The sequence below is a fragment of the Mycobacterium sp. Root135 genome, assembly GCF_001426545.1.
In the GTDB taxonomy this organism is placed as follows: domain Bacteria; phylum Actinomycetota; class Actinomycetes; order Mycobacteriales; family Mycobacteriaceae; genus Mycobacterium.
The window spans coordinates 310473-322071 of sequence record NZ_LMEZ01000008.1; the positions used below are offsets into that span (position 1 = coordinate 310473).

General features: G+C 70.4%; 8 protein-coding genes. 2 read left to right on the plus strand and 6 right to left on the minus strand.

Annotated elements, in window-relative coordinates; translation table 11 throughout:
• Positions 1–5 precede the first annotated feature (5 nt).
• Together ASD37_RS25160 and ASD37_RS25165 are read right to left on the minus strand one after the other, a co-directional pair.
• The gene (locus ASD37_RS25160; RefSeq protein WP_200959992.1) at positions 6–1682 is read right to left on the minus strand and encodes a hypothetical protein; all 1677 of its coding nucleotides are present in this window, start codon (positions 1680–1682) and stop codon (positions 6–8) included.
• A gap of 14 nt (positions 1683–1696) precedes the next feature.
• The gene (locus ASD37_RS25165; RefSeq protein WP_056558021.1) at positions 1697–2902 is read right to left on the minus strand and encodes a DUF3068 domain-containing protein; all 1206 of its coding nucleotides are present in this window, start codon (positions 2900–2902) and stop codon (positions 1697–1699) included.
• 245 nt (positions 2903–3147) lie between these two features.
• On the opposite strand from ASD37_RS25165, the gene ASD37_RS25170 reads away from it, so the two are divergent.
• Positions 3148–4257 (plus strand): acyltransferase, encoded by a 1110-nt coding sequence (locus tag ASD37_RS25170; RefSeq protein WP_082570418.1) that lies wholly within the window; start codon positions 3148–3150, stop codon positions 4255–4257.
• Positions 4258–4328: 71 nt separating this feature from the next.
• Here the strand turns inward: ASD37_RS25170 and ASD37_RS25175 are convergent, their stop codons facing one another.
• From ASD37_RS25175 to ASD37_RS25190, 4 genes are read right to left on the minus strand one after another with little or no spacing between them, the layout of a single operon-like run.
• Positions 4329–5810, minus strand: coding sequence for an AMP-binding protein (locus ASD37_RS25175; protein WP_056558023.1), 1482 nt, complete (start codon positions 5808–5810; stop codon positions 4329–4331).
• A gap of 1 nt (position 5811) precedes the next feature.
• On the minus strand, positions 5812–6789 hold the full coding sequence (locus ASD37_RS25180) for a phosphotriesterase (protein WP_056558025.1): 978 nt from the start codon (positions 6787–6789) through the stop codon (positions 5812–5814).
• Entirely contained in the window at positions 6790–11055 is a 4266-nt protein-coding gene (locus ASD37_RS25185; protein ID WP_156721086.1) for a DUF3367 domain-containing protein, read from the minus strand.
• A 24-nt stretch (positions 11056–11079) separates the two neighbouring features.
• Positions 11080–11253 carry a DUF2613 domain-containing protein gene (locus tag ASD37_RS25190; protein ID WP_079925080.1) on the minus strand — a complete coding sequence of 58 codons (174 nt, stop codon included), beginning with the start codon at positions 11251–11253 and terminating at the stop codon, positions 11080–11082.
• Between the two features lie 33 nt (positions 11254–11286).
• Here ASD37_RS25190 and ASD37_RS25195 point away from each other — a divergent pair, with 33 nt between their 5' ends.
• Entirely contained in the window at positions 11287–11598 is a 312-nt protein-coding gene (locus tag ASD37_RS25195; RefSeq protein WP_056558031.1) for a hypothetical protein, read from the plus strand.
• Position 11599 lies beyond the last annotated feature (1 nt).

The window sequence follows — 11599 nt, forward strand, 5'->3', positions numbered from 1 at the left end:
GGCGCCTAGTGAACCGCACTCCTACGCCGCGCGGCGATCATCCCGGCCGCGCCGGCCAGCACGGCCGCCAGCCAGGCCAGGTGCGCGGCGATCGCAATGCCGCGGTGCGACGCCGCGGGCCGTTCGCCGCCGACCCGGTAGACGGCGATGTCGTCGTCGGCGAAGGCGACCGGCAGCGACAACCGCGACCCGCCGCCACCCTCGACGACGACCCACCCGACGCCCGCCGCGGCCAACTCCTCAACCCCCGCGCCGGACAACACCAGACGCTCGACGGCCCGCGCGTGGGTTCCCTCGCCGGGCACCGTCCGCCCACCAATGTTGAGGTCGCCGGTGGTCAGCACGTCGGCCGACACCCAGCGCGGGAGCGGGTCGAGCACGGGCGCGTCACCCGCCCACGGGAAGTGCCGCATGCTCGCCTGCGGCAGCACCACGACCGGCCGCGGATCGGCGTTGACCAGCGCGGCTGCGGTCGTCCAACCCGGCGGGTAGCGCACCGAGGCGACCTTTCCGCCGACACCCCAGGCGAGGTCGGGAAGGACCGCGACCAGAGCCAGGCAGCACACGGCGGCCGCGACGCCCCGCGGCACTCGGCGCGCCACCGTGACCACGGCCGACGCGCCCGCCACGGCGTAACCGGGAAGTGCGAGGGCGACCCACTTCTGCGCGTCGCGCAGCACCCCGAGGCCGGGCACGGCGCGGACGACGGCCTCCACCGCTGCCAACCCGGGGCCGGTCGCCATCAGCGCGGGCGCGATCACCGCGACCGCGGCGAGCACCAGCAGGGGACGCGCATCGGGGCGGCGCACCGCCGTCGGCAGCCCCACCACGACGACGAGGAGAAGGACGCCGGTGGCGACGAGCGCGAACAGCGTCGTCCTGGTGTCGGGGACCGCCTGACCGTTCCAGATGCCCCCAAGACCGGCGAGGCTGCCCAACGTGCCGAGGCCAGGTTCGGCTCGCGCCGCGAACTCGGGCACCCCGGCGGCCTGCGACGACGACAGCGATCCGGCCAGGATCGGCGCGACGAGCCAAGGAAGAGCGCCGAGCACCGCCGCACCGAGGGAGACCGCCGCGCACCACGGTCGGGACCGCCCGGTTCCAGGGGCGGCGCAGCACGCCAGCGCGACCGTGGCCGCGAGCATCAGACCGGTCGGGGTCAGCCCGGCCACCGCGATCCAGAACAGCACCGCCCATCCGGTGCCCGTGGCGCTGAAAACCCTTCCCGGGTCGCTGCGCTCCTGCCCTCCGCCACGCAGCCGCAGTACCGCCACCGCCACCCACGGCAGGCAGCCGTACCCCACCAGAAGGCTCCAGTGCCCCTGTAGGAGACGTTCGGCGACATACGGATTCCACACCGCCAGCGTGGCGGCCACGAACTGGCCGGCCAGGCCCGCGGCGGGGACGACGACGTCGGCCAACCTGGCCGCACCCCAGCCCGCCAGCCACAGGCCCGCGACGAGAAGCAGCTTGACCACGACGCCGCCGTCGACGACGTGTGACGCCACCGCCACGAAGAAGTCCTGCGGCAGCGCACGCGGCGCGGCCTCGGTGAGCCCGAGGGCCGCGTCGGTCAGATACGCAGTGGGCGTGGATACCGCGTCGCGCAGCAGCAGGTAACCCGGTGCCAGCAGAGGCGCCGTCACCACCAGGGCGAGTGCCAGCGCGTACGCCGGCATCACCCACCTGAGACGGCTCAGACCGGTCTGTCCGGAGGCAGGTCGGACGGCCGTTGAGTGGGGATCTTCTCGGTAGCCGCCTCGGCTGCGGGCATCGGACCGGTGTCCGTCGGACGCCTCCCGAAGAAGCCGTGACCGGTGTCGTCCAGACCCGGGTCGATCAGAGCGGACTGTGCCCGCAGCGTGAACCAGCCGAGCAGGGCGCCGCCGACCAGGGTCAGCAGGCCGAGCGCGGTGAACGTGATCGGCAGGATCCGGCCCCAGAGGGCGACGACGTCACCCTCGTCGCGGGCACTCGCGACCTGCGCCTCGACGGTGTCCTCGGTGGAGGTCACCTTGTAGTCGGCGAACGTCACCTCGGGCCTGAGGGCGTCACGGGCGTAGTAGTGGTACCCGTGCTCCTGGGACTTCACGATGGTTCCGGAGACCGGGTCGACCCAGAAGGTGCGCTGCGCCGCGTAGTACCGCGTCATGGTGATCTGCTCGTCGGGATCGCCCGGCAGCCCCCACAGCTCGGCCCGCGCCGCGACGACGCTGTCCGCGTCGTCGCCGTACAGCGACGCGTACTTGACCGGGTCCACCAGCTTGCCGTCGCCGTCGTAGCCGATGTTCTGGGTGAACCGGAAGGTGTTCAGGCCGTTGACGTCCTCTTCGCCGTCGTAGTTGGCGTCGTACGCCTTCTGCGCGATCGGATCGAAGTAGGGGTAGGTCTTCTTTTCGGTGTCGAACGGGAAGCGGTAGGCGAGACCCTCGTGCGGCAGCGCGACGTTGGTCGGCGGCTGCGCGTCGTCGATGCTGCGCGGCTTCTGCACCGAACCGCCGGGGTTGGTGTCGCTGGACACCGCCAAGGCGGTCTTGCGGTCGAGGGTCACGGTGTCGACCAGAGCCAGCAGCAGGCCGTTGTCCTGTTGCTTGTCCGTCCGGCGCACGGTGTTGCCGACCTGCAGGGTGACGACGTCGGCGTTCGACGGCGCCTCGACGCTGATCTGCTGCTGGAAGGAGACGGGTGCGTTCCTGTCCACCACGAACTTCTGGGTGTTCAGCGAGTCGGGGTCGAAGACGGTTCCGGTGCCGTCACTGACCAACGTGGTGTCGATGTCGAGCGGAATCTTGGCGATCTTGCCCTTGGTGTACGTGGACAGCAGCAGAGCTGCGATCAACAGGGCGGCACCGAGACCCATGAGCCCGCACGCTGCGATGCGCAGCGCTACAGCGCGGTTCAAACCGTGCCTCCTTCTCGTCCTGAGACGACTCCACTAACGCCGCCACCTGCCCCGAAGGCAGCTGGGGCAAACCTGCTCGACCCTAACAGCCCGCGGTGAGGCTGGCGCCGAGTGCGAGGTCATCGGGCACACTGGGGGCCGTGAGCGACCGCGAAACCGACCCGGGTGATGTCTCCGGAGGGCAGGAGCGCAGCGACCGGGGGAGTGTCTCCGGCACGCGCGGCTTCCTGCCTGCCGTCGAGGGCATGCGCGCCTGCGCCGCCATCGGCGTCGTGATCACCCACGTCGGCTTTCAGACCGGGCACACCACGTGGAGCACCGGTCGCGTGCTCGGACGCTTCGACCTTGCCGTCGCGGTGTTCTTCGCGCTGTCGGGCTTCCTGCTGTGGCGCGGTCACGCCGCCGCGGCACGCGGGCTTCGGCACACCCCGCCGACGGGGCACTACCTGCGCTCCAGGTTGGTCCGCATCATGCCGGGCTACGTCGTCGCCGTGGTGCTGATCCTGCTGCTGTTTCCCGAGTCCAACCCCGATCTGACCGTGTGGTTGGCCAACCTGACGTTGACCCAGATCTACGTACCGCTGACGTTGACCTCCGGGCTGACGCAGATGTGGAGCCTGTCGGTCGAGGTGAGCTTCTACCTGGCGCTGCCGGTGCTGGCGCTGTTGGCCAGGCGGCTGCCGGTGCGGGCGCGCATCCCGGCGATCCTCGGCGTCGCGCTGGCCAGCTTCGCCTGGGGGCTCATCCCGTTCTCCGTGCCGTTTGGGGTGAACCCCTTGACGTGGCCGCCCGCGTTCTTCTCGTGGTTCGCCGCGGGCATGCTGATCGCCGAGCTGACCGTCAGCCCGGTCGGGTGGGCGCACCGCCTGGCCCGCCGCCGCATCCTGATGGCGGTCGTCGCGCTCACCGCCTTCGGGTTGGCCGCGTCGCCGATGGCCGGGCCGGCCGGTCTGGCGCCCGGCACGCTGGGGCAGTTCCTCATCAAGGTCTCGATGGGCGCGGTGGTGGCCTATGCGCTGTTGGCGCCGCTGGTGTTGGACCGCGTTGGCACGTCGCACCGAATCCTGGGCAGCACGACGATGGTGACGCTCGGGCGATGGTCCTACGGGCTTTTCGTGTGGCACCTGGCGGCCCTGGCGATGGTGTTCCCGATGATCGGCGAGTTCCCGTTCAACGGGCACATGCCGGTGGTGCTGGCGTTGACGTTGGTGCTGGGCTTCGCCCTTGCCGCGGTGAGCTATGCGTTGGTCGAGTCGCCGTGTCGGAATGCGTTGCGGCGGTGGGAGAGGCGGCACGACGTGACGCCGCTGGACAGCTCGGTCACCGATTCGCCCGAGCCTGCCGTCGCGCGCTAGCCTGCCGCCGACCGTGGGGCTTACGCACGCGAATCGGCCGAATTTCGTCCACAACCCCCACACTCGCGGGCCTAGTTCGGGTGCCAGGCCCGCGTTCGCGCGATGACCTCTTCGCGCACCGCCGACCGCCTCGCCTTGCCCGCCTCGTCGCGCAGCGGCCGGTCGACGAACTCGACCGTGCGCGGCACCTTGTGGCCAGCCAGGCGTTCGTGGAGAAACGCGAGCACTGCGGCCTCATCGAGCGGTGACGCCGCTTCCACCAGCGCGTAGGGCACCTGGCCCAAATCGTCGTCCGGGACGCCGACGACCAAGCAGGACAAGATCTCCGGATGTTCGGCGAGTGCCGACTCGACCTCGGCCGGGTACACGTTGCGTCCGCCCACGGTGAACATGTCGACGCGCCGGTCGGAGAGGAAGAAGAAGCGTTCATCCCCGTCGTCCTCGTAGTGGCCGAGGTCGCCGAGGGACTCCCAGCCGTCGCGGCTCTTCGCGGTGGAGCCGACGTAGCGGTAGGTGGGCCGACTGCCGGGGGCCGGGCGCATGTAGATCTCGCCGACCACGCCGGGTGGGCACTCGACACCGTCGTCGTCGAGCACCGTCATCTCACCGGCCACGACAACGCCCACCGAGCCAGGATGTCTCAGCCACTGCGTTCCGGTGATAAACGTCAGCGCCTGAAGTTCGGTGCCGCCGTACAACTCCCACACCACCTCGGGCTCGAGGATGTCGATCCACGCCCGCTTGACCACCGGCGGGCACGGGGCGGCCAGGTGCCAGAATCGGCGAACCGACGACAGATCGTAGGCGTCGGGATCGGCCCGGTAGACGGGAAGCAGGCGCTGCATGACGGTCGGCACGGTGGCCAGGTAGGTTACGCGGTGCTCGGCGATGAGGCGCAGGAACTCGTGCGGGTCGAAGCGCGGCATCACCACCAGGTGGTGACCCATCAGCAATCCTGCTGTGGCCGTGGTGAATCCGGTGTTGTGATGCAACGGCACCGACAGCAGGTTGACGTCGCCGTCGGCCATGCCCAGCGGCAATCCGATCGCTGCGGGAAGGCGACTGTCCCCGCCCGCCTCGATGAGTTTGGGCCGTCCGGTGCTGCCACCGGAGGTCATCGACTTCCACACCGGTGATACCGCTTCGGGCAGCGGGGCGTCGGAGAGGGCGGCGTCGGGCACGAAGTCGGCGGGCAGGCTCGGCACGACGCCGCGCGGATCGGCGCGGCCGACGACCAGTGCGCGCGGAACCAGGTCGAGGATTCCGGTGAACTCGGCGTCGGGCAGTCGCGCCGACAAGGGCTGTGGAACGGCGCCCAGCTTCCAGCACGCCACCACCGACTGCATCCACGCAATCGAGTTGGGCATCGCGATCGACACGTAATCGCCTGTCGTGACGCCACGTTCGGCGTACGCACGGGCGAGTCGGTTGGTCGACGCGTCGAGTTCCGCGCGGGTCAGCATTCGTCCGTCACAGGTGACCGCCGGCGCGTCGGGTTCGGCGGCGGCCAGCGCCGAGACCTGAGTGCTGATCGGTTCGACACCGGTGACCACGTCAGTACCCGCCCCGGGTGGAGAAGATGGTCCGCGGGTTGTCCACCAGCATGGTGGTCAGCTGCTCCTCGGTGACGCCCCGCTGTCGCAGGGCGGGGAGCACGTCGTCGTGGATGTGCAGGTAGTGCCAATTCGGCAGCGCCACTGGAAGAGTGGCCTCGGGAAGCGCGTCGAAATAGCAAGAGGCGTCGTGCGACAACACCATTCGGTCGGCGTGGCCGCGCTCGCACATCGTCGCCACCGTGTTCACCCGATCCTCGAAACCCAGGATCGCGTCGACTCCGAATCGGTCCATGCCGAGAAACGACCCTTCGGCGATCAGCTCCTCGAGGTAGGCGATGTCGGTGGTGTCCCCGCTGTGGCCGATGACGACGCGGCTGAGGTCGACGCCTTCCTCGGCGAAGATCCTCTGCTGCTCGAGGCCGCGCCCGGTCGCCGCGTGGGTATGCGTGGAAATCGGGACGCCGGTCTGCCGGTGCGCCTGCGCAACGGCCCGCAACACCCGTTCCACCCCCGGTGTGACCCCCGGTTCGTCGGTGGCGCACTTCAGGATTGCGGCCTTGACGCCGGTGTCGGCGATGCCGTGTTCGATGTCGCGGACGAACATCTCAACCATCGGTTCCGGCCCGCCGAGCGGTGCGCCTGGGCCGCGGTAGTGGAGGTACATCGGGACGTCGTTGTAGGTGTACAGACCGGTGGCGACGACGATGGTCAGCTCGGTGGCCGCGGCGATGCGCGCGATCCGGGGGATGTAGCGGCCGAGCCCGACCACCGTCAGGTCGACGATGGCGTCGACGCCGCGGGACTTGAGATCGTTGAGCCGGACGATGGCGTCGGCCTCCCGTTTGGCCCCGTCACCCCAGCCCTCGGGATAGTTCTCCATGATCTCGGTCGTCATGATGAACACGTGCTCGTGCATGAGCGTGACACCGAGGTCGGCGACGTCGACGGCTCCGCGCGCGGTGTTGAGGAACGGCACTCAGTCGATGTTAGGGACGTTCTCGCGCCGCGACGGTGAAATGGGAACCACCGACGCCGCCAGCGCGGCCAGCGAGATCAGCGCGAGCAGTTGCACACCCCACGCGTGGCCGATGTAGCCGTCCACCGAGCGCCACGGGTATCTGCTGAGCACCCCGCCCGCGAGCGTCAGTCCGCCCGCGGCGAGGCCGAGTGTCAGCCGGTCGGAGCGTGCCGGTCGGGCGCGAAGCAGATACCGCAACCCGATCGCGGCGCCGAGGACCACCAGCCCGACGAACCCGGACACCAGGAAGCCCACGGCGAGTACCGCCGCGCCCGCGCCGAGTGGACCCAGCTGCCACGGGCTGGCCGCCTCGTCCGGCTCGCGGACGCGGCGGACGGGCAGGAACGCGAGGAGCAGCAGCAGGGGTAGTAGCGCCAGCCCTCCGACGAGACCGACTCGGTACGTCGTGTTGGACGAGAAGTCCAGTGTCACGGGACCCGACGTGCCCGCGGGCAGCACCCAGCCCTGCTGCCACCCGTTGACTGTGACCGGCGTCAGTGCGGTGCCGTCCGTCGTCCGCGCCGTCCAGCCGCGGTTGACGCTCTCGGGCACCACCAGGATTCGCTGGCGGTCGGACGCGCCGACGTCGACCTGCCGATGGTCGGCCTGCCACTGCGTCGTCGTCGCGGGAATCATTGGGGCAGTGGGCAGGTCGGCGGCCAACGGCCCGGCCAGCTGCACCCCGTCGGCGACGAACGCCGGGCCGGGGCTGATCACCAACTCCTGCTCCCCGGCCGGGACCGAGAGGGTGGTCGTGCCGCAGGGTTTGGCGGCGACGGGTTCGCCGTCGAGTAGGTCGCCGACGGTGGTGGTCACCGACGTTTGGACGAACTGCCCGGCGATGCCGATGATCGGACCCTTGCCGCACGGCATCACGATGGGACGGGCGCGGTTGCGGACCGGGTCGGGCGCCGCGATGGGCGCGCCACGACCGTCGAGTGCGGTGACCTCGGCGAGCCCCGGCGGCTTCACCTGGTCGAAACCGAGTGCGGTGCGGTCGATTACGTCGCTCCAGTCGAGGATCGAGATCTTCACGGTGTCGGTGGCGAACGGGGTGAGTCGGATGGTCTGGGGTCCGTCCGGCCCGAGCGCCCGGACCTGCGGACCGTTGCCCAGGTCGACCGCGACGATCGTCGGGTGGGCAGGCAACTCCGACGGGCTCGGGGTCAGCCGCAACGCCGCCACCTCCGTCGGCCGCGGCAACTTCAGGGTCAGGTTGGCCGCCGTCCGCTGCTGGACGATGTTCTGCGGGGCGGTCCACGACGTCCGCGGGTCACCGTCGCCCGCCGCGTACGACGATCCGAGCACGTCGATCACGTCGGCGTCCCCGAGGGTGCGCGCGGTGCCGGGTTGGGCGATCAGGTCGGCCAGGTTGGGACCTTGGCGCGCGCGGACCCACACCGTCGGGGTGACCGTCGTCGCCGCAGGCACCGACAGGGTGCGGCTCAGGTTGACCGGTTCCTCGGGGGACAGCGCCATGGTCGCCGCGCATCGCACGCCGTCCGGTCCGTCGGCGCATCCGGGGCGGCCGAGCAGTTCGGATCCCAGATCCCACTGTGCGACAGCCGAACCCGGGGGCGGTGTCGGCACGTCGACGGTGTGCCGCAGGCTGACGGGCTGGGCAAAACCCGACGCGTCGTACTGGGTGACGGTGAAGTCGGTGATGCCGAACTGGACGCCTGCCGAACCGTCGTCGGTCGCCACCGCGGTGAACCGCACCCACGGCGTCTCGCCGATCGGGAGCGGTGCCGAGAGCGCCTTGCCCGCCTGGTCGAAGCGCAGGGTGCTGGTGCCGGTCGCGGTCGAGATCTCGATGCGTCGCACCTGCGCGCCGACGGCGGTCGCGCTGGGGGTGATGCTGACGGCCGCGTTGGTGATGGGGTGGTCGAAGTCGACCTGAAGCCATTGCCCAACAGCGGATTGCAGTGAGTTCGACACCCAGCTGGTGGCGGGGTCACCGTCGACGGCCGCAGCTGCGCCCGCGGCCGGGGCTACGTTGGGCAGCGCGGTGGAGTCCGCCGCCGAGCTCGACACCGTGATTTTGCCGCCAGGCCAGCGGCCGTAGACGATGCCGGCGCCGCCCGCGGGATAGTCCATCACGCGGTTGAAGGTGTTCCGCGAATCCCCTTGCGCGCGAACGGCCGACGAATGGTCGTCGACCCGGCCGTAGTCCGTCTCGCGGGCCACCGGACTGTCGGTGACGGTGACGACGGGCGCAGGCAGCCCGGCCGCCGTGGCATCGGAGGTCAGCAGCATCGGCCCCAGCGGCGGCTGGCCAAGCAGCCTGCGCCGTTCGTCGATGCGCAGCAGCGCCTCAGGGCCGCCGTCCACCCGGGCCATCGCGTCGACGTCGGTGAGGTAGGGGCGCAACGGTTTGCCGCCGTCGACGCGGTAGATCTCCACCGGCGGATACGTCGGCCGCAGCCCGCTGTCGGTGACGAAACCCTTCAACGTGCCGGGGCCGACCGGTTCGCCGAACTGCGCCACCTTGGTGAGCCCGGGAGATCCGTCGACGACGCGGTGCACCAACAGCGGGCGAGCCGACCGTGACGACTCGGGGTCGAGGTCGTTGCGTACCACCAGATACGAGATGCCTTGGCGGACAAGGGTGTCGGCGAGACCGACCGACGGCCTGCCTGCGGCGAACAACCGCTGAACCGAATCCAATGCGCGGATGGTCTCCGGCGGGGTCAGCGGAATGGAGTCCCGCACCCCCCACGGACTGTTGCCGAGCACCTGCAGTGGCTCGTCGTGGCTGTTGCCCCATGTCTGCGTGGCGAATGGCGCGCCGGGAACCACCAGCACCCGACCGGGGTCGGGTGAATTGTGTTCGTCGAGCCAGTCCGCGGCGTCGTGCCAGTACTGGGGGATCGCGGTGAAGGTGCCAGGCGGGGTCAACCGCCCGGTCCACGCCAGCGACGTGGCGACCGTCAGGGCGACCAGGACGACGGCGCCGACGGCGACCCGCTTGTCGCGTTCGGGATGGGCCAGCGCCTGCAGCCATTCGCGGCGCGGCGCACTGCCGGGAAGCGGGATGCGGCCCAGGAGGTGCGCGACACCCAACACCAGGGGCAGCCGGATCAGCGGCTCCAGCTTGTGCACGTTGCGCAGCGGGGTGCCGTCGGCGTCCAGGAACGTCTGCACGTAGTGAGCGAACGGGCTGCCAAGCCCGCCCGAATAGGCGACCGCCAGCAGCGTGACGCCGACCAGAAGGATCGAGATCAGCCGGCCCCTGGCCGGCATCGACCGCAGGGCAAGGCCGGCCAGCCCGGCCGCCGCGACCAACGTCGTCGCCAGCACGGCGACCGACCCCGTCACCAGTGACGCCCCCGCGGTCGCGTTCGGTGCGACGAACGGTGTCCAGCTGTACGTGCCCCGCAGCACCTCCACCAGCGACAGCCATTGCGTCGTCACGCCGGAGGATTCGATGAAGTCGAGGAACGGTGGGCTGATCCGGCCCAGCATGAGCAGCGCGACCACCCACCACGTCACGGCAAGCACCCCGGACAACGCCCACCAGCCGGTGAACCGCCACCACAGCCGATTCGGACGATGCGCCGCCCACCAGATCAGCGCCGCCAAGCACGCCGTCAGGGTCGCCACCGCGTTGACCGCGCCCATCAGCGCAACGGCCAAGGCCGACCGCGCCGCCAGCACGCGCACGCTGTGCTGGCCCGATGTCGCCGGCAGCCCGGCTCCGTGGCCCGATGTCGCCGGCAGCCCGGCTCCGGAGCCCCGCATTGCGAGCACCACCGGCAACAGCACCCACGGCGCCAACATCATCGGCAGCGTCTCCGAGGAGATCGCGCCGAGCGTCGTCAGCACCCGGGGGGACAGTGCAAACGCCAACGCGGCGATCACCCGTGAGCTGCGACTGCCGATGCCGAGGGTCTCGGCCAGCCGGATGACGCCCCAGAACCCCGCCGCCAGCAGCAGCGCCCACCACAGCCGCTGAATCACCCAGCCGGGCAGCCCGAGAACGTCACCGGCGAGGAAGAAGGCGCCGTGCGGAAAGAGGTAGCCGTAGGCCTGATTCTGCGCCTGACCGAACGGGAGATCGCTGTTCCACAGGTCCGCGGCCCTGGCGAGGAATCGGAGGGGATTGGCCGTCAGGTCGAGCTTGGTGTCGGGGGACGTCCGGCCCGGTGACTGGACGAACACCAGCGCGAGCGAGAGGGCCCCGACGAGCCACAGCCAGCGACGGCTCAGCGGTTCGACGGACAGGGGAGTGGGTGAGGCGGGCAGGAACTAAGTCCGGTCGCCGTACTCGACCCTGTTGAGCACGGAGGACCCCGGGTCGCCCGCCTGCAGCGGCGGCTTGGTGTCCTGCTGAACCATCAGCGTCACCCCGAAGATGGCTGCCGCACCAAGCAACAGCCCAACGACGATGCTGGCAGCAGCTGGCAACAGGAACCGATCCACCCGGCCAAGGTAGCACTCGGTCACACTCGGGAGATGTCCGAGCCGTTCTGGAGAAGCGATTCCTGCGTCGTCACCGTCGGCTACGCGGTCGGCGGTGCGCTGGAGTTCCACGGCGACGATCGACGGGCCTTCTGCACCCCGGGCCACGCCTACGAGTACGTCGTGACGGTGCCGCCCGCCCAGTTCGAGGCGCTGCGGCGCGCACTCGACGTCGACGACGGGGCCGACGTGCTCGCCGAGGTGCGGGCCCGGGCCGACGACGTCATGGCCGAGGGCGAGAGCAGCTGGCTCCGACGACGCGGCGTCGAGTGCCTGGTGAACGTGTGGAGCGGCCCGCCGGACTAGA